This window comes from Acidovorax sp. Root219 (assembly GCF_001428665.1).
Lineage (GTDB): Bacteria > Pseudomonadota > Gammaproteobacteria > Burkholderiales > Burkholderiaceae_C > Acidovorax.
In genome coordinates this window covers 248072-266411 of record NZ_LMIJ01000023.1, presented here as the reverse complement: position 1 = coordinate 266411, position 18340 = coordinate 248072, and the positions used below count along the sequence as shown (strand labels likewise).

13 protein-coding genes are annotated in these 18340 nt (G+C 68.5%); 1 reads left to right on the top strand and 12 read right to left on the bottom strand.

Features of this window, described 5'->3' with window-relative positions; genetic code table 11:
- Window positions 1-11: 11 nt before the first annotated feature.
- The 4 genes from ASE28_RS21585 to ASE28_RS21570 all read right to left on the bottom strand — a co-directional run bounded on the left by ASE28_RS21585 (window position 12) and on the right by ASE28_RS21570 (window position 3162).
- Complete coding sequence (locus ASE28_RS21585) at window positions 12-449, bottom strand: group 1 truncated hemoglobin (protein WP_057268422.1); 438 nt, start codon at window positions 447-449, stop codon at window positions 12-14.
- Between the two features lie 193 nt (window positions 450-642).
- Window positions 643-1575, bottom strand: a complete 933-nt coding sequence (locus tag ASE28_RS21580) for a DUF3034 family protein (RefSeq protein WP_082608194.1) — start codon at window positions 1573-1575, stop codon at window positions 643-645.
- Window positions 1576-1767: 192 nt separating this feature from the next.
- Window positions 1768-2577, bottom strand: a complete 810-nt coding sequence (locus tag ASE28_RS21575) for an anti-sigma factor domain-containing protein (protein ID WP_057268420.1) — start codon at window positions 2575-2577, stop codon at window positions 1768-1770.
- 9 nt (window positions 2578-2586) lie between these two features.
- A complete protein-coding gene (locus ASE28_RS21570) occupies window positions 2587-3162 on the bottom strand; it encodes an RNA polymerase sigma factor (RefSeq protein WP_057202064.1) in 576 nt (191 codons plus the stop codon).
- A 314-nt stretch (window positions 3163-3476) separates the two neighbouring features.
- Here ASE28_RS21570 and ASE28_RS21565 point away from each other — a divergent pair, with 314 nt between their 5' ends.
- On the top strand, window positions 3477-3875 hold the full coding sequence (locus ASE28_RS21565; protein WP_057268419.1) for a cytochrome c family protein: 399 nt from the start codon (window positions 3477-3479) through the stop codon (window positions 3873-3875).
- 12 nt (window positions 3876-3887) lie between these two features.
- On the opposite strand, the gene ASE28_RS21560 is transcribed toward ASE28_RS21565, so the two are convergent.
- The 8 genes from ASE28_RS21560 to ASE28_RS21530 form a co-directional block, all read right to left on the bottom strand.
- Window positions 3888-4817 carry a DMT family transporter gene (locus tag ASE28_RS21560; protein WP_057268418.1) on the bottom strand — a complete coding sequence of 310 codons (930 nt, stop codon included), beginning with the start codon at window positions 4815-4817 and terminating at the stop codon, window positions 3888-3890.
- A 94-nt stretch (window positions 4818-4911) separates the two neighbouring features.
- Window positions 4912-6075: an alpha-hydroxy acid oxidase gene (locus ASE28_RS21555; RefSeq protein ID WP_057268417.1), complete on the bottom strand. Its 1164-nt coding sequence runs from the start codon at window positions 6073-6075 to the stop codon at window positions 4912-4914.
- Between the two features lie 97 nt (window positions 6076-6172).
- Complete coding sequence (locus ASE28_RS21550) at window positions 6173-7033, bottom strand: DMT family transporter (RefSeq protein WP_057268416.1); 861 nt, start codon at window positions 7031-7033, stop codon at window positions 6173-6175.
- 88 nt (window positions 7034-7121) lie between these two features.
- A complete protein-coding gene (locus tag ASE28_RS33630) occupies window positions 7122-8441 on the bottom strand; it encodes a diguanylate cyclase domain-containing protein (RefSeq protein ID WP_369818246.1) in 1320 nt (439 codons plus the stop codon).
- Window positions 8384-9400, bottom strand: coding sequence for a cache domain-containing protein (locus ASE28_RS33625; protein WP_369818244.1), 1017 nt, complete (start codon window positions 9398-9400; stop codon window positions 8384-8386). The genes ASE28_RS33630 and ASE28_RS33625 overlap by 58 nt, the downstream gene beginning before the upstream one ends.
- A 113-nt stretch (window positions 9401-9513) precedes the next feature.
- Entirely contained in the window at window positions 9514-11817 is a 2304-nt protein-coding gene (gene pbpC, locus ASE28_RS21540; RefSeq protein WP_369818254.1) for a penicillin-binding protein 1C, read from the bottom strand.
- Window positions 11804-12172 carry a hypothetical protein gene (locus ASE28_RS21535; protein ID WP_057268415.1) on the bottom strand — a complete coding sequence of 123 codons (369 nt, stop codon included), beginning with the start codon at window positions 12170-12172 and terminating at the stop codon, window positions 11804-11806. Before ASE28_RS21535 ends, pbpC begins: the two co-directional genes overlap by 14 nt.
- 37 nt (window positions 12173-12209) lie before the next feature.
- Window positions 12210-18179 (bottom strand): MG2 domain-containing protein, encoded by a 5970-nt coding sequence (locus ASE28_RS21530; protein ID WP_057268494.1) that lies wholly within the window; start codon window positions 18177-18179, stop codon window positions 12210-12212.
- Window positions 18180-18340: the final 161 nt, after the last annotated feature.

Sequence of the window (18340 nt, the reverse complement as noted above, 5' to 3'; positions counted from 1 at the left end):
GGGCATCCTCCTCAGCGAACGGTGATCACGTCGCGGTGCATGGGTGCCAGCAAGGCCAGCAAGCGGTTCTGCTGCGCGAAGGGAATACCCTGCGCGTCCATGGAGCCTTGCAGCACCTCGACCAGTGCGTGGAAATGGCCCTTGTTGATGTCCATGTCCGCATGCGCCGATTTCATATCGGCGCCTTCATATTTGCAAGGCCCCCCGCTGAGCTGGCAGAACTGGTCGGTCAGGCTCTCCTTGAGGGCTGCGGGCTTGACGTCCTTGAAATGGGCACCGATGCGCGGGTCTTTCACTACGCGGTCCACGAAGTCATCCACCAGCCGGATGATGCCGGGCTTTTCGCCCAGCGCCTGGTACAGGCCAGCGGGGGCTGCGGACTGGGCCAGGGCGGGGGCTGCCAGCAGGCTGGCGAAGGCAAGGCCAAAGGCCATCAGGGTCTTTTTCATGGCTGTCTCCAAAACTACCAGGTATCCGTTGTTAAATGTGCTGCACGCCACCCGCGACGCACGAAACTGGCGCGGCCAAGGCCAGTGCCCCCGCGCCAGGGCCGCCCCGCCGCGCTGGGGGCGTCCCCCTCCCGACTCGCGCAGCGAGTCGAGAGAGGGGGAAGGCGCGAAGCGACTCAGGGGGTGTTTCATTTCAAAACGCGGCCTGGGCCGACAGGTAATAGCCCGTCTGGCGCCGGCCCTGGGTAACGCCGGGCACGATGCGGCCCAGGTCCACGTAGGCCAGTGTGAGCGACAGGTGCTTGCTCGGGGCCCAGGCCACGAAGAGGTCCTTCCAGTCGTCCTCGCGCAGCCCGGCGCCCAGACCCGCTGAAGCGCCCAGCGCCTGCAGGTTGTTGGGCTTGAAGCGGTATTCAACCCCTACGGCAACGTTCTTGCTCACCAGGTACGCTACCGAAAACTCGGGCTGCAGGCTGCGGCCGTTCTTGCCGGGCGCGGCAGAGCCGAAGCCCAAAAGCCCGTTCTGGTTGGCATTGGTGGAGCGCAGCGTGGCATTGACCAGCAGGCTCTGGGCCAGGAACAGCTTGGTGGCACTCACGTACAGATCGGTGCCGCTGTCTTTCACGCCCAGGAAGTTGTAGACCGACTGGATGGAGCCGGGGCTGGCCCGCTTGTGCTCGATGCCCACCGCGATCTGCGGCATCCAGGTGTCGGCGTCGAGCACGGCGTCGCCTGCGACCTTTACCTTGAGGCCCACCACGTCCATCTTGATGTGCTGGCCCGGCGTGACGCCGAAGGCGGCGACCCCATTGAGCGCGAGTGCTGGCGAGGCATCGAAATCCTGCCGTGCCAGTGACAGTTCGACCCGGTCGTACAAGCCTACCGCCACGCCGTAGCCGGTCAGGCTGTAGTCCTGGGTGCCGGCACGCGTGGCGTAGCCGCTGAAGCCGACTTCGCCCTGGGTGGCATTGCTGCCGATCACGGCCCAGGGTGTGAGGCCGCCACCGGCCGAGCCGGCAATGGTGCTGACGCCGCCGGTCAAAAGCAGCTTGCCGGTGTCGGCGCGGGCGGCGCCGGCCACCGCGACAAGGCCGATGCCCAGGCCCAGGGCAAGCGCCCGGGCCATGGGCGAAAGGGAGGAAGGAGGCAGTGTTTTCATCGGGGCGTCTCCGGGGATGTCGGTGCTGTCAGCAGATGTTGCACCTTCCATTACGCACCGTGTTCACGGCTGGATGCAACAAAAAGCATCTGCCCTCAATTTTTGCGGAAAAACCACGCTGCAGCGCCAGCCGCCCAGTCGGTTGGGCCGTTGCGCCGCCTACAGCATGCGCTGGATCAGCTCGCCCTTGAACAGCACAGGCCCCGTGGGGCCGCCCGCGCTGGGCACGCCTCCGCGCGGCTCCAGGCTGACGGCCAGGGCCGGCACCTGGCGCACGTCGGCTTCGCCGGCCGTCAGGTTGAGCAGCTTTTCCTGGCCCAGCACGCCCAGCGAGCGCGGGCCGCCCGCTGGCGGCAACGCCCACAGCTGCAGCGACTTGTCCGCCCCCTCCTGGAAGCCGCCCACGCGTTGCAGCACCAGCTGGTTGTTCTTGGGGTCGAAGGTCACCAGCATGGAGGCGGCGGCCTTGTCATCGGCCAGCACGGCCACGTACTGGATCTGCGGCGCGGCCTGCAGTTGCTGGCGCAGCTCGGCAATCTGGGCACCGCTGCTGGCACGCAGCCCGCCATTGACCTGCACGCCGACCACCACGGCCACCAGCGTGGCAAGGGCCCCCGCTGCCGCGACGCCACGCCACAGCAGCAGGCTGCGCAGCCAGCCGCCGGGCCCGACAGCTCCTGGCAAGGCCGGCTCCTGGCTCGCCAGGCGCGCGGCCTGCATGGCCTGGGCCTGCCGGTCGGCCTGCACCAGGTTGTCGATGCGTTTCCAGACGGCCGCATCGGGCTGGGCCAGCTCCTGCAATTCAGCCAGGCCCGACCAATGGGTCTGCCACACCAGGGCGGCAGCACGCACCGCCGCGTGCTCGCGGGCCAGGGTTTCGAAGCGGCGGCGTGCGCCGCCGCGCAGGGTGCCCAGCGCGTAGCTCGCCGCCAGGCGGTCGAGCAGTTCGGGGTGTTGGGTAATGTTCATGGTGCCCCCTCAGATGTAACGGGCCATGCACTGGCGCAACTGCTCCAGGCCACGTCGGATCCAGCTCTTCACAGTGCCCAGGGGCAGTTGCAGCTGCTCGGCCAGTTCGCTGTGGCTCTGGTCGCGCAGGTAGGCCAGGCTCACCACCTCGCGCTGCTTGTGTTCGAGCTTGCCCAGGCACTGGTGCAGTGCAAAGGCTTGCTCGCTGGCCTGGGTCACGTCCATGGGGTTGGGCGAATCGCCCTCCAGGGTCTGCGCCATCTCGTCGTCGAACTCATTGGTGAGGTCGCTGCGCTCGGAGCTGCGCTTGCGCAGCGCGTCCAGGGCGCGGCTGCGCACGATCAGCCCCATCCAGGCCATGGGCGGGCTCAGCGAGGCACGGTAGTTGCCCGCCCCGCGCCAGATGCTCAAAAATGCTTCCTGCAGCACATCTTCCGCCACGTCGCGGTGGCGCACGATGCGCAGCGCCAGGCCGAACAGCTTGGACGAGGTGCTCTCGTACAAGGCTTTCAGCGCGGAGTCGTCCTGTGCGGCGATGCGGTCAAGGAGGTACATCAGTTCACTGTCTGGGGTGAGGGTGCTCATGCGCCGATTGTGTGGGAAAGGCCGGAAGTCACGTAGGAAGTTCCAGGTGGTCTGCTGTGGATACGCCACAAACCGGCGTCTGGATGCACTGGCGGGTCTTTGTGCCCCCGGAAAAGCCCCACCATGCGAACAGCGCGCCCTGGCTGCATCCAATGGGAGGCCTGTTGCGTATAGAGCTGGCACGGCAAAGGGCGGCGCCTTGCAGCCGCCGCCCCTTCTCCCCATCGACCCGCCTGGCCTCATGAACAACAGCATCCCACCGAACTCCCACGCCCCCTTCACGCCACGCCCCGGCATCTGGCAGGGACGCAGCCATGCGGCGTGATGCGAAAGGGGTGATCGCGGCTTTGGCCGCCAGCGTGCTGTGGATGGCCAGCGCCAGCGCATCCGCCCAATCGGTGGAGCGCGGGCGCGCCGTGTACAAAGAGCACTGCGCGGGCTGCCACAGTGTGGACGCGCACCGCGAGGGCCCGGCCCACCGGGGCGTAGTGGGCCGCCGTGCGGGTGCCCTCAAGGACTACGAGTATTCACCCGCGCTGCAGAGCAGCAAGCTGCTGTGGACGCGGGCTACACTCAAGGCCTGGCTGACCGACCCCGAGGCCCTGATCCCGGGCCAGGCCATGGACTACAGCCTGGACAACGCGCAGGAGCGCGAAGATGTGGTGGCCTACCTGGCCACGCTGAGGCGGCTGACGGCCGTGCCTGCCCCCTGACATGGAACCCCGCTACCACTGGGCGCAGATGCCCACCAGCCCCGCCAGCACCAGGGCCAGGCCGATGCCTTCGGTGCGCGACAGGCTTTCGCTGAACATGCGGCGCGACACCAGGTAGCTGAACAGCACCTCGACCAGGCCCAGCGTGCGCACGTCCGACGCCGGGCGCATGGCGTAGGCCGTGAACCAGGCAATGGACGCCAGCGCCCCCATGGAGCCCGCCACCACCGACAACCGCCAGGCACGCGCAATCGCTCCGGCCACGCCGGGCTGGCGCGCCAGCAGCCAGCCGCCCAGCACGATGCTTTGCAGCAACTGCGCCCAGAACACGCCCCAGGCGCCGGCCACCCAGGGCGCCACGCCATCGCCCAACGCCAGCGACGCCCCGCGGAACCCCACGCTGGCAAGGGCAAAGCACGCACCCGAGGCCAGGCCATAGGCGACCAGCTTGCTGCCGCCGCCCTCACCGGCCCGCAGCGTGCGCCAGCCGCCCGCAGGCAGCGACAGCAGCACCACGCCCAGCGTGGCGACGGCCATGGCGCCAAAGGCCAGCGGGCCCGGCAGCTCCTGCAGCAGCACGGCCGAGAACAGCGCGACCTGCAGCACCTCGGTCTTGGAATAGGCCACCGCAAGCACGAAGTTGCGCTCCTTCATCGCCAGCAGCAGGAAGGCCGTGGCACCCACCTGCGTCAGCGCGCCCATGACCAGCCAACTTGCATAGGGCAGTGAAAAGTGGGGAACCGGGTAGCCCGCGCCCACCCAGGTGAGCCCCGCCACCCAGGCCGTGGCCAGCGGCAGCCCGTAGAGAAAGCGCACCAGCGTGGCGGCCAGCGTGCCCAGCTCGGCAGTGACCGAGCGCTGGGCCGCGTTGCGCGCCGTCTGCGCGAGCGCAGCCCAGAGGGTGAGGGGAATCCAGGCCCAGGCCATCCATGAAAGCGTCATGTGTAGGTTATAGCGCGCTGCCGAGGCGCCCAGCCCACTCCAAAGGACACGGCGGCCATGCAGGCTGGAGAAGGCCCGCGAGCTTGCCGGGCGCCTACACCGGGTACGTGCCCGGCAGCAGGATCGAGCGGTCCACCGTGTTGATGTTGGTATGGCCGCAGAAGGCCATGGTGATATCGAGTTCCTTCTGGATGATCTGCAGCGCGCGGGTCACGCCGGCCTCGCCGAAGGCGCCCAGGCCGTAGAGGAAGCTGCGGCCGATCAGCGTGCCTTGCGCGCCCAGGGCGCGGGCCTTGAGCACGTCCTGCCCGCTGCGGATGCCGCCGTCCATCCAGACCTCGATTTCCTTGCCCACCGCCTGGGCGATGGCCGGCAGCGCGGCGATGGATGAAGGCGCACCGTCGAGCTGGCGCCCGCCGTGGTTGCTGACGATGAGCGCATCGGCCCCGCTGTCCACGGCCAGGCGCGCGTCCTCGGCGTCCATGATGCCCTTGAGCACCAGCTTGCCGCCCCAGCGCTTCTTGATCCACTCCACGTCGCCCCAGTTGAGCTGGGGGTCGAACTGCTCGGCCGTCCACGATGACAGCGAGGACAGGTCGCCCACGCCCTTGGCGTGGCCGACGATGTTGCCGAAGCTGCGGCGCTTAGTGCCCAGCATGCCCATGCACCACTGCGGCTTGGTGGCCAGGTTGATGAGGTTGCGCAGGGTGGGCTTGGGCGGGGTGGACAGGCCGTTCTTGATGTCCTTGTGGCGCTGGCCCAGGATCTGCAGATCGAGCGTGAGCTGCAGCGCCGAGCAGTTGGCGGCCTTGGCGCGGTCGATCAGGCGCTCGATGAAGTCGCGGTCGCGCATCACGTAGACCTGGAACCAGAAGGGGTGGCGGCCGGTGTTCTCGGCAATATCTTCGAGCGAGCAGATGCTCATTGTGGACAGCGTGAACGGGATGCCGAAGGCCTTGGCCGCGCGCGCACCCAGGATCTCGCCATCGGCATGCTGCATGCCCGTGAGGCCCGTGGGCGCGATGGCCACGGGCATGGCCACGTCCTGGCCGAGCATGGTGGTGCGGGTGCTGCGCCCTTCCATGTTGACGGCCACGCGCTGGCGCAGCTTGATGCCCTGGAAGTCGGCCGTGTTGGCGCGGTAGGTGCCTTCGGTGTACGAGCCTGAATCGGCATAGTCATAGAACATGCGCGGCACGCGGCGCTGGGCGACCACGCGCAGGTCTTCGATGCAGGTGATTTTGGACAGGTCAGGCACGGGGTCCCCTTGTTATGGATGCAGCGCATCGTAGCCCCGCCGCAGCCGGGGCGGCATGAAGGCTTTTGCGCGTGCATTGAAATTTTTGCATGGCGGCTCACCGCCGGGCGAGTGCCACTCCAGCGATGGCCACCACAAAGCCCACGAGCTGGATGGCCGAGAGTGTCTCTCCGAAGATGAACCAGGCCTGCAGCGCCGACAGCGGCGGCACGGCCAGCAGCAGCGCTGTAGTGCGCGTGGCCTCGCCCCGGCGCATGAGCCAGATGAGCAGCGTGGCCCCGCCGATGGACAGCACCAGCACCGAGAACGCCAGGTAGCCCCAAAGCGCGGCCGAGTTGTCCCAGTGCGGCTGGCCCACGCTGAAAGCCATGGCCAGCAGCACCGCCACGGCACCGATGTTCTGCACGGCACTGGCACTGCGCAGGTCGTCGCCCGCAGCCAGGGGTGATTTCTGCACCATGGAGCCCACGGTGAGCGAGAAGATGCTGCCCGCCGCGACCAGCACCACAGGCAACGAAAGGGCGCTGGAATCGGCCGCCTGCAGGCGTGGCAGCAGGACCATGCCCACACCGCCAAAGCCCAGCGCCAACCCGGCCCAGGTGGTGTGCGACAGGCGCTTGCCGAGCACCGCCACGGCCAGCAGCGCAGTGAACAGCGGCTGCAGCGCACCGATGAGCGACATGATGCCGGCCGCCATGCCTTGCGACATGGCCCACCAGCTGGGCCCCAGGTACAGCCCGCTCATGAGTGCGCCGGCCAGCAGGTGCATGGCGATGCGCCGCACCCCCTTGGGCCAGGCGGCCCGCACCCAGAGTGCCGCACCGATGAAGGCAACGGCCACACAGGCAAAGCGCAATGCCAGGAACCAGAAGGGGTCGGCATGGCTGGCCACGCCGCGCCCTGCAAGAAAGCCCGTGGACCAGATCAGGACGAACAACACCGGGGCGAGCGCATGCATGGGAGGCGAGGAAAAAGCGGACAGAACTGCCGAGCATAGACGCAGGGCGCCCGCTGCGCTGCGCAGGCCCCGGCGACGCGCGGGCGCGTCAACCCGGCTCGGGCACCAGTGGCTTGATCACCCGCGGCTCGGCCCCGGGGCCCGCGTACAGCATGAACTGCAGTCGCCCGCTGCGCTTGGCGGCGTACATGGCGGCGTCGGCGTGCTGCGTGAGCTCTTCGAAGGTGTTGCCATGCGCTGGAAACACGGCGATGCCGCCACTCAGTCCGATGGACAGGGGCTCGCCTGCGAGGTCGAATGGGGTGGCCGCCGTGGCCAGGATCTTGCGCGCCACACTGCAGGCGCCCTCCACATCCTCCAGGCCCGGCAGCAGCACCACGAACTCATCGCCGCCCTGGCGGCACACCGTGTCCGACTCGCGCACGGCGCCTTTGAGGCGCTGGGCGAACTGGACCAGCAGCCGATCGCCCATGTCATGCCCCAGGCGGTCGTTGACGCCCTTGAAGCCGTCGAGGTCGATGTACATCACGGCCAGGCTGCGGCCGCCGCGCCGCGCGTGCGCAATCGCCAACTGGGCCCGGTCCTGCAACAGCAGGCGGTTGGGCAGGTCGGTCAGTGCATCGTACTGCGCCAGATGGGCCATGCGCGCCTGCATGGCCACCGCCTCGGTCACGTCGCGCAACACGGCCACCGCACCGGTCACCGCGCCGTGGCGGTCGGTGATGGGGCTGGCGGTTTCCTGCACGTCGAAACGCTGGCCCGAAGTCCGGTGGTGCACCACGCCGCGCACCGACACCTCCTGGGCCACGCCCTGGATGGCCTGGCGCAGCGGACTGGGCATGGGCATGCCGGTGGCGGGATCGTGCAGGCAGACCACGGCGTCGACCTGGCTGCCGGCGGCGTCAAAGGCCTGCCAGCCGGTGAGCCGTTCGGCCACGGGGTTCAGGTAGGTGATGGAGCCCTGCGCGTCGGTGCAGATCACTGCGTCACCGATGGACTGCAGCGTCAGGCGGATGCGCTCCTTCTCCTCGAACAGTTGCTCCTCCATGCGCTTACGGTCAGTGATGTCGGTGGTCTGCAAGAACACGCCGCGCACGACGCCGCCGTCCACGTCGGGCACGTAGGAGACGATGGCATGGCGCAGCACGCCGGTCTTGTCGGCCACCGTGCACTCGAAGAGCTGGCGCTCACCGCGCAGCGCGCTGCGCAGGAAGGGCTCGCACATGGCGTACAGAGAAGGGCCCAGCAGCTCGCGGCAGTGCCTGCCGCGCAACTGTTCGGCGGGTATGCCGAACCAGGTGTCATATGCACTGTTGGCAAAGCGGTTGTTCAGGTCTGCATCCCAATAGCTCACCAGCGAAGGCAGGTTGTCCAGGATGGTCTGGCGGTCGCGTTCGGCCAGGCGCACTCGGCGCTCACGGCCTGGCGCCGCAGAAGTTCACGCACGAAGAGCATGGCCAGCCCTACGCAGCCGGCCATCAGCAGTACCGAGAACACCCCGAGCACCCAGGCGCTGCGGTGCCATTTGGCCAGGACGGTGTCGCTCGACTGCGCCACGTTCACGATCAGCGGGTACGCCCCCACATGCTCCCAGGCCTGCAGCTGGCGCGTGCCGTCGGTGCCAGCCGCATCGACCGCGTCAATACCCACCGCGTCAGCCTGCAGCCGTGCCAGGGCGGCCGTGCCGGCAATGGAGGTGTTCACATCAGCCTGGTGCGGCGGAAAACGCGAGATCAGCAGCCCATCGGTTCGGTACAGGTCCACCCGGCTGCCGGTCCCCAGATCGAGCGAACCGAACAGCCCGTCGAAGTAGCTCAGGCGAATGGCTCCGACCACCACCCCCGCGAAGGAACCGTCTGCGCGGTGGTAGGCCCTCGTCACCGGAAGAATGTACAAGCCGGTGAGGCGCGAGGGCACGGGGCGGCCCACGTGCAACCCCTGGTGGCTGCCTTTGGCAAACACAAGGAAATAGTCCCGGTCGGCAAAATTGGCCTGGCGTGGCTTCAGGGTGGAAGAGTCCAGTACCACGTCGCCCCGGTCATCGACCACCAATACCGATCCCGAGCCCGGCACCTGCAGGGAGTTGTCGAACAGCACACCGTTGCGGATATCGGCGGGAAGCGCCATGACCTCGGGGCGCTCGAGCCCTGCCACTACACCTTTGAGCGACTCGTCGAGCGAGCGGAGAGTGCCGCCAATACTGCGCTCCAGTGTGCTTGCCAGATTGGCGTTGGTGCGGCTGGCGTAGTCCCAACTGTCTTCCCGCATTGTCCAGATCGTTCGGGCAAACAGCAGGCCGATGCCCAGGGACACCAGCAGCGCCAGCCAGATCAGCCTATGGGAGAAAAACTGGCGGGAAAAATGCATGGACAAACTGGCATGGCAAGGGAGGCATTACGCACACCTCCCGGTTAGTTGCAACACAGTGTAACGTTGGCGATAGCCCGCCCATGGCCAGAAAGGCAGGGCTTTCCAGGCACTTATTTGCGAGACAGCACGCCCGCCCCCCGCACTTCGAACTGCAGCGTGTCATGCACCTTGCCATGTGCATCCACCAATTCCAGCTGGTGCCGCCCAGGCCAGGGCGGCCAGGCCCAGCGTGCACCACGCCCCTGCTCGCGCCCGTCGATGCGCCAGCGCAGGTCGCGCCCACCACTGGCCACGAACTGCAGGCGCTGGCGGTCGGGGGGGATGTCGGGATCGAGCGCAATGATCGTGCCCGGCACCGGCGCCAGGATCCGCGCCGAGGGATCGTCGGCGGCCTCCACCGCTGCTGCAGGCAAGGCCCGGGAAGGTTTGGCGCCGCGTCTGGCGACCACTGGTTCGTCGGTGGGCCCCAGGTCGATGGCGAAGCGCGCCTGCTGGGTACCGGGGACGAACCATTCCTGGCGCGCGGCCTCCAGCGGCAGCGATGCCGCAGCCCCCGCCGCACTCCCCTGCGCAGCCTGCAAGGCGCCGAACTGCACGGCCTGGCGCACCAGGCCCTTGGGAGCCGCTGGCGCGTGGCTGGGTTCGCGCGCATGCAAGAAGCCCATCACTGCGGCCCAGATGGGTGCCGCGCCGCTGGTGCCACTCACGTCATGCATGGCGGCGCCGCTGGCGTTGCCGACCCACACGCCCACGGTGTAGCGCTCGGACCAGCCCACGGCCCAGTTGTCGCGCATGTCCTTGCTGGTGCCGGTCTTCACGGCCGACCAGAAGCGCGTGGCGAGCACGCTGTCGGTGCCGAAGGTGCGCGAGCGCGCATTGCCGTCGGCCAGGATGTCGCCCACGATGAAGGCGGCGCCGGCATCGATGGCCCGCACCGGCGCAGCGCCGGGCTGTGCGGGCCACACGCGCACGGAGCCCCGACTTCCGCCATTGGCCAGGGTGCGAAAGGCGTTGGTCAGGTGCAGCAGCGGCACCTCGGGGCTGCCCAGGGCAAGGCTGTAGCCGAAGTAGTCACCGCTCTCGCGCAACGGCAGGCCCAGGGCGCCGAGCTGGCGGTGGAAGGCATCGGGCGTGACCATGACCAGCGTGCGTACGGCCGGCACGTTGAGCGAGGCGGCCAGCGCCGTGCGCGCCGAGACCCAGCCCTTGAACTGACGGTCGTAGTTCTGCGGGATGTACAGGCCGCTGGCGGTGGCGATGTGCGCGGGCGAGTCGTCCACCAGCGAGGCCGCGGTGAGCCGCCGCTCTGCAATGGCCTGGGCGTACAGGAAAGGCTTGAGCGTGGAGCCCGGCTGGCGCAGGGCCTGCACGCCATCGACCTCGCCGGCCTGGCTCAGTTGCCCCGACGAGCCCACCCAGGCGAGCACGGCGCCCGTGGCGTTGTCGAGCACCAGCACCGCACCGTCCTCGACGCTGCGGCCCTGTAGCTCGCGCAGGTGCTGGGCCAGCGTCTGCACGGCAAAACGCTGCAGGGGCGCCCGCAGGGTGCTGGCCACCCGTTCAGGCACGGGGGCCGCGCCCGGCACGGCCTGCTGCTGGCGCAGCAGGTAGCGGGCGAAATGGGGCGCAATGCCCTCGCTGGCGTCGAAGGCCCGGCGCTGCAGGGCCGCGGTGACGAACAGGTCCAGCGCATCGCAGTCCACGCGCACCGCGGGCTGACCGGGGCGCTGCTGCAGGTCGCGCAGCACGCCGCAGGCCCGCTGCGACACGAGTGCAGGCCGGGCATTGGGGGCGCGCACCAGCGCAGCGGCCACGGCCGCCTCGCGGTCATCGAGCCCGTGGGCGGCCTTGTCGAACAGGGTGCGGCTCAGCGCATCGATGCCCACCAGCTCGCTGCGAAACGGCACCAGGTTGAGGTAGGCCTCCAGCACCTGGTCCTTGCGCCAGCGGCGGTCCAGCACCTGGGCGGCCACCGTCTGGCCGAGCTTTTGCACCACGCTGCGCCCGCCCGGCCCCTGGCGCCAGTCGCCGTCGAGCAGGCCGGCCAGCTGCATGGTGATGGTGCTGGCACCGCGTGTGCGCTGGTTCCACAGGTTGCCCCAGGCCGCCGCCGATGCCGCGCGCCAGTCCACCCCGCTGTGCTCGTAAAAGCGCTTGTCCTCGCTGAGCACCAGGGCCGCGCGCAACGCGGGCGATACATCGGCCAGCGGCACCCACTGGCCCCGGCGCACGGTGGCATCGGTGCGCAGGCGCTGGACGACCTCACCCTCCTGCGAGAGGACCAGGGTGTCCGAGGGTTTGAAGTCCTGGCGCACCTCGGCGAAGGTGGGGATGGCGTGGGCAGGCAGCGCCACTGCGGCCGCCAAGGCCAGCGCCAGACGGCGCCACCACAGGCATGCTTCACGCACCGGGATGCTCCCGTTCAAAACGCTTTTCCGCTTCGGTCAGGTGGTGCAGCAGCACGTGCGAGATCAGGTTCACGCCGATCCCCCCGAACACCACGGGGAGCACATACAGGGCAATCGACAGTTCGGAGAGAAACACCGCATCGTCGGCCATCGAGGGTGTATGCCGGGCCAACGCCGCAAGGCTTTGCAGCAGGTAGACGTCGACCCCGGCAATCAGCACCAGTGCAATGCCAAAGCCCAGCACCGCCAGGCGCGAGATGGCGCGGGTACGCAGCAGCGCCGCATAGATGCCCGCAGGCAGCACCAGCGAGAAGACCACCAGCACCCAGAACCGCAGCTCCACGAAGACGCTGGCGTTCATGGCCCGGGCCTGCGTGGTGGCGCTGCAGTACGAAGTGTCACTTGGCGGCCTCCACCTTCACGCGGGCGTTGGGGAACTCGCCGAACATTTCGGGCGCGTACATGGCCTCCACGCGGCTCGGGGGCAGCGCGAAGTCGCCCACGTTGTTCAGGCGCACCGTGTACTCCATCTTGACCGTGCCCTTGGGCAGGTACTGGTAGTAGCTGCGGAAGGACTCGAAGCTGCGTTCCTCGAACGCCGGCCAGCCACTGCCGCTGCGCTTTTCGCCCTGGGTGGCGATCTCAGAGTCGCGGCCCAGGCCGCTGCCCAGGATGGTGGCGCCACCGGGTACCGGGTCGGTGATGGCGACCCAGGTCATGTCGGCGCTGGCGTTGACCTCCAGCGTCACGCGCAGCACGTCGCCGCGCGTGTACTGGCCGGCAGGCAGCGACTTGTTGGCCTGCTCCACCGGGGTGATGGTCTTCTTGATGGCGTAGCCGGCAGCAAATGGGGCCTTGAGCTGGATGGCCGCCACCGATTGCAGCGTGAGCCAGGGCTTGCCCGTGCCCTGGTGGGCCACCGCCAGGCTCTCCTTGCCACCCGCTGCCGCCCAGGGCAGGAACATGCTGTTGTTGCGCAGGTTGCCGGGCGCCGCCGGCGCGCCGAACCAGGTGGTCTGGTGCGCGGCGCCGCTGGCGTCGCTGGTCTTGATGCGCTCGACCTTGCTCCAGTCCACACTGGCGCTGTTGGCCCCCAGGCTGGCCTTGGTGTTGCCCGCGACCGGCGTGGCCTCGAACTTGGCCGAGAACTTCTCGAGGGCCAGGCCGCCCCAGAGGTTGGCCGTGGTGGTGTGCCAGGCACCGCCCTGCTGGCGGCTGATGAAGCCGTTGGCCAGGCGGCCCATGTCGTCCTTCCAGGTCGGATCGTCCATCACGGCCAGCATCAGGCGGGCAGTATTCACGTCGCCGTTCTGCATCAGCCACCACCAGTAGTCGTCCTGCTCGGTGCTGAAGATCAGCTTGGTTCCCTGGAAGGACAGGCGGCTGCGCAGGACCTGCATGGCTTCGGCCAGGCGCTTGTCGCGCTCGGGCACGTCGGCCACGCGGCGCAGCACGTTGACCCAGTCGATCACCGAGTGCGTGGGCCACTGGTTGGGCGCCACGGTGATGCTGCTGACCATGCGGCCCTGGGCCTTGCCGTAGCGCGACAAGGCCTCGATGGCGGCCAGCTTGCGCATGTCCAGGTCCTTGCGCGGGCTCCAGAACTCGCGCTGGATGCGGCCCTCGACGAAGGCGATCAGGCCGCGCTCCATGGGTGCACGCGCTTCATCGGGCAGCGCGAAGGCCGGGTCGATGCTGCTGGCCTCGTGCGTGGCCGCCAGCAGATAGGCCGTCAGGGTGTCGCTGCCGCGGTTGGCATCGCCGTCGCGCGGCGGGAAGTAGTTGGCCAGGCCGTCGCTGTCCAGGTAGGTGGGCAACTGGGCCACCACGGTCTGCCACAGCTTGCCGTCGCGCATGCCCACGGCCTTGCTGGTCTTTTGCTCCAGGCAGATGAAGGGGTAGTTGGCCCACCAGTCGCGCACGCCGGGCAGGCCTTCGGCCAGCTTGGGCTGCAGCGACATCTTCAGGCCGCCACGGCCGGGCAGTGCGTCGGCCGGCGGGTTCACGTCCAGGTTGAAGCTGCCGTCCACCTGCACCAGCGTGGCCTGCTGCACCGTGAGCGGAATGGCCGGGATGATGCGCTGGCGCGCCTTGAGCGCATCGCGCGCGCCACTCACCGTATCCTTGGCATCGATCTCCCAGAGGATGGCTTCCGAGCGGGTCTGCGCCAGCTGCGCCGGGGCGGTCACGTTCCAGGCCACCTCGCGCGACTCGCCCGCGGGGATGTCGATGGTCTGGGGCTTCAGGTCCAGCAGCGTGGCGCGCGGCGACACCTCGACCTTCATGGCCGCCTTGGTGGTGTTGCGCAGCGTGAGCTGGGCGCGGAACTGGTCGTCCTCACGCACCAGCGGCGGCAGGCCGCTGATGATCTGCAGGTCCTGCGTGGCGCGGATGCTGGTGCTGCCGGTGCCGAACAGGCCCACCGAGGCATCGGCCACGGCCACGATCTTGAAGGTGGTGAGCGCGTCGTTCAGGGGCACCGTCACCTTGGCCTGGCCATTGGCGTCGAGCTTGAGCGCGGGCTCCCACAGCAGCAGGGTCTCCAGCAGCTCGCGCGTCTGCGCACGGCCGCCGCCGCCGCCGGCGGGCACGGCCTTCTTGCCGTAGTGGCGCCGGCCGATGATCTCCATCTGCGCCGTGGAGGTCTGCACGCCCCAGCTGCGCCGCTGCAGCATGGATTCGAGCAGGTTCCAACTGGTGTTGGGCATCAGCTCCAGCAGCGCCTGGTCCACGGCGGCCAGGGCCACCTCGGCGTTGGCGGCGGGCTTGCCATTGGGCAAGGTGGCGGTGATGGTGACCTGCGCCTTGCCGCGCACCGGGTAGCTCTCCTTGTCGGCCACAACCTTCACGTCGATCTGGTGGGCCTTGGTGCCCACACGGATCTCGGCCAGGCCCAGGCGGAAGGCGGGCTTGGACAGGTCCACCATGGCCGTGGGGGCCTGGTATTCCTTGCCCTCGTACCAGAACGAGTTCCACCACTCGCGTGGCGACTTGAAGCCCCAAGTGAAGAAGCTGTACCAGGGCACCTCGCGCAGGCGCCCGCGCAGGGCCAGCACGCTCACGTAGACATTGGGGCCCCAGCCCTCTTCGATCTTGAGCTCGATGGTCGGATCCTGCCCGTTGAGCTGCACCACGCGGGTGTCGATGATGCCCTCGCGCTCCACGGCCACCAGGGCCGTGGCAAAGCGGAACGGCATGCGCACCTGGAACTTGGCGGTGTCGCCCGGCTGGTAGCTCTTCTTCTCGGGCAGCAGGTCGATGCGGTCGTGGTCCTCACCGCCGAACCACAGTTCGCCCTGGCGCGTGACCCAGACCGAGGACGCGGCCTCGCTGGTGTTGCCCTCGCGGTCGCTGGCGATCGCCACCAGTTCCACCTCGCCGGCCTCGTCGAGCTTGGACTCGCACAGCAGCAGGCCGCGGCTGTCGCTCTTGCCGCTGCACACCGTGCCCAGGTCCTTGGTCTCGGTCTGGTTGTCGTAGCTGTAGAAGCCGCCCACCATGCGCTTGCGCGTGGTGGTGGTGATGCGCGCCGTGGCCTTGACCTGCAGGGGCACGTCGGCCGCGGCCGACCCGTTGTGCTGCAGTGCCAGCGCCTGGAAGCGGATCTTCTGCTGGGCAGAGACCCAGCCTTCGGTCTTGATGCCGGCCACCACGCCCGCAGGCCACACGGTCTGCGTGCTGCGCAGGGTCTGCACTTCGCCATTGGGGTCGGCGTAGGTGGCCTCCATCACCAGGTCCTGGGGCTGGCGCCCCTGGGGCACGTTGTCGATGGTGACCTTGCCGGCGCCACTGCGGTCCAGCGTCACGGGCAGCTTGTCGGCGATCACGCGGCTGTCCTGGCTGGCCGCAGCCTCTTCATCGTCGCTGTTGCCGTTGCTCGACTGGCCGCGCTTGCGCGGCGGGTTGAAGCTGAAGGCGTCGTAATCGTTGTACTGCAGGGACTTGCCGCGCACCATGGCCGACACGCGCACCGGCAGGTTGGCCGCGCCGCCGCCGGCCACGTAGTTGATCTGCACGTCGGTGGGCACGGAGCGCACGCGCACCAGGGCCTTCTTGTCGGCGGGGGCAATGCGGCCTTCGAGCACCGGCAGGCGGAATTCCTCCACCCGGAACTGGCCGGTGGAAAGGCTGCGTTCATTGCCGGCGTCGGAGCGCAACTCCACCGAGTACACGCCGAGCTTGGCGGCCGGTGGCACGGCAAAGGTGTTCTGCGCGCTCAGGCCGCCCGTGGCCGTGGTGCGCCAGACCAGGGGTTGCGTGTACTGCTGGCCACTGCCGATGTGAGTGATCACCAGCGTCTCGGGCCGGGTGTCGGACACCGCGAAGCCCTTGCGCGTTTCACTGCGCAGCAGGTGCTTCATCGACACCGTCTCGCCGGCGCGCAACAGCGTGCGGTCGAAGATGGTGTGGGCGCGCTCGTTGGGGTTGGCTTCGCTGCTGGTGGGCACGTTGAAGCGCCAGGGCTCGATGCCGCGCTGCCAGTCGGTCCAGGTGAAGGCCATGTCCTCCACGTTGTCGGTGCCCTTGCTGCGCGCGCTGACGAAGTAGGAGCGCTCACCGTCCTCGCCGCACTGCTCGGGTTCGGGCGACAGGCCTTCGATGCTGGCCACGCCCTGGGCGTTGGTGGTGCCGGTGGCCAGTTCCTTGCCGGTGCAGTCGGACACGCGCACTGTGGCGCCGGCCACGGGCTGGCCCTTGTCCAGGCTGGTCACCCAGGCCAGCGCGTTCTCGCGGCCGAGCTTGAAGTGCACGCCCAGGTTGGTCACCAGTGCCGAGGTGCGCACGTACATGGTGCGGGCGTCGCCATGGCGCTCGTCCAGCAGCGAAGTGCCGAGCTTTTGCGAGGCGATCTCCACCACGTGGAAGCCGGGCGTGAGCGGAATGCCCACCACCTCGAAGGGGCGCGGGTCGTTGCTCGCGGGCTTGGGCAGGTCCAGCGTCTTCACACCGCCCTGGCCGCCCAGCAGCGAGACCATGCGCGACTGCACGTAGTCGCGCTCGTTGTCGATCACCTTGGGCAGCGGGCCCTTGGTGTCGCGGCGCGCTTCCTTGCGGTCGATGTTGTAGTTGTCGTAGCGCTTGACCTTGCGGAACCAGGCAATGATGTCCGAATCGCTCGTGGGGCGCAGGGTGCTGACCTTGCCGGCAGGAGCAGCCGGTGTGCCGGTGCCCGCCTGCAGGCCCTGCACCTTGAGGGCGGCCTCCACGTTGCGCAGGGTCACGGGCAGCAGTGCCGGGCCCTCGGGGCCTTCGGCGAAGCGCTCGACGATGCCGAAGGGTGCGGCCGCAAACTTGGCCAGTGGCGGCATGCCGCCCGTGGCCACCTTGAGCGGGAAGCTGTCGGCATTGCGCAGCGTGCGGCCCGAGGCATCCTTGAGGTCCTTGGGCAACTCGATGGTGAAGCCGGTGTTCTCGGCCAGCGGGGCGGCGAACTGCACGCTGTTGACCAGGGCATCGGGGTTCTTGTCCTCGTCGGCGCCGGCTTCCAGCTGGGGCTTGATGGTCTCCTTGGCCGATTTCAGACGGATCGCGGCCGCCAGCTTGCGTGGCAACGGGGCGTTGAACGTCAGGGACAACGGGCGGATCGGCAGGCAGGCGGCCTGCGCGTTCTCGCGCTCGCAGTTGAATTCGGCCGAGAAGGGCTCGCGCACCTTGTAGTCGAAGCGCTTTTCCACCGCGTTGGCCACGCCGCTCGGCGTGGCCACGCCCTTGCCAAAGACGAACTGCACGCGCGAACCGGAGCTCAGGCGCCGGTTGCAGGCCAGGCTCACGTACTGCAGCGGCTGCTGCGCGGCACGCTTGTCCAGGCCCAGGGACTTGAGGATCTCGTCGCGCTGGCTGCCTTCGATGAGGCGCACGGGCACCTTCTCGCCCACGCCTTCGAGCGAGCACCAGGTGTTGGCCCTGATGCTTTCGAGGGTGGCCGGGCCATTGAGCTGCAACACGAAGGCCTGCTCTTCGTCGATCTCTTGGTAGGTACCGGGGCGCATGTTCTGCACGAACGGCCCACCGGTGTTGAACTGGAAGCTGGTGGGCCCGGTCAGCGCCGCGCCTGAGGCCGACTTGAAGCCCGCCTTGACCGCAGCGGTGCAGCGCACGCCGGGGGGCAGGTCGTTCTCGAAGTCGAAAACCCACTCCTTCTCGCCTGTCCAGCGGCCGTTGCCCTTGGTGGCGGCAGCGTCGCTGCAGCTGAGGGTCAGCGGGGCCGGGGCCTTGGGGTCGCCGAAATTGACGGCGGCCGCGTCGAACTTGGCCACCATCTGGCGCACACGGGCGACTTCACCCTGGGGGGACAGGCTCGTGATCTGCAGGGCATGGGCCGACCCCATTGCGGCCACGGTGGCCAGCAGCAGGCCGGCGGCAAACATCCAGTTCTTGGCTTTCACGCGATCCCCTCCAAAGGAACTGGCAAGCGTAACAAAACCGCATGGCATGCAGGCCTGCGTTGCAAGCACTTACGTATCCAGAGCGTGCACCACTTCACGCAGAGGCCATTTTTACACGGCCGACAGGAGGACGGCCCATGGTC

What these genes read in the sequence shown, in the direction of transcription:
- ASE28_RS21530 (WP_057268494.1), bottom strand. Translation starts at nt 18,179, where the DNA reads ATGTTTGCCGCCGGCCTGCTGCTGGCCACCGTGGCCGCAATGGGGTCG.
- ASE28_RS21575 (WP_057268420.1), bottom strand. Translation starts at nt 2,577, where the DNA reads ATGAACATTACCCAACACCCCGAACTGCTCGACCGCCTGGCGGCGAGC.
- ASE28_RS21580 (WP_082608194.1), bottom strand. Translation starts at nt 1,575, where the DNA reads ATGGCCCGGGCGCTTGCCCTGGGCCTGGGCATCGGCCTTGTCGCGGTG.
- ASE28_RS21570 (WP_057202064.1), bottom strand. Translation starts at nt 3,162, where the DNA reads ATGAGCACCCTCACCCCAGACAGTGAACTGATGTACCTCCTTGACCGC.
- ASE28_RS21535 (WP_057268415.1), bottom strand. Translation starts at nt 12,172, where the DNA reads ATGAACGCCAGCGTCTTCGTGGAGCTGCGGTTCTGGGTGCTGGTGGTC.
- ASE28_RS21585 (WP_057268422.1), bottom strand. Translation starts at nt 449, where the DNA reads ATGAAAAAGACCCTGATGGCCTTTGGCCTTGCCTTCGCCAGCCTGCTG.
- ASE28_RS21565 (WP_057268419.1), top strand. Translation starts at nt 3,477, where the DNA reads ATGCGGCGTGATGCGAAAGGGGTGATCGCGGCTTTGGCCGCCAGCGTG.
- ASE28_RS21550 (WP_057268416.1), bottom strand. Translation starts at nt 7,033, where the DNA reads ATGCATGCGCTCGCCCCGGTGTTGTTCGTCCTGATCTGGTCCACGGGC.
- ASE28_RS21560 (WP_057268418.1), bottom strand. Translation starts at nt 4,817, where the DNA reads ATGACGCTTTCATGGATGGCCTGGGCCTGGATTCCCCTCACCCTCTGG.
- ASE28_RS33625 (WP_369818244.1), bottom strand. Translation starts at nt 9,400, where the DNA reads ATGCATTTTTCCCGCCAGTTTTTCTCCCATAGGCTGATCTGGCTGGCG.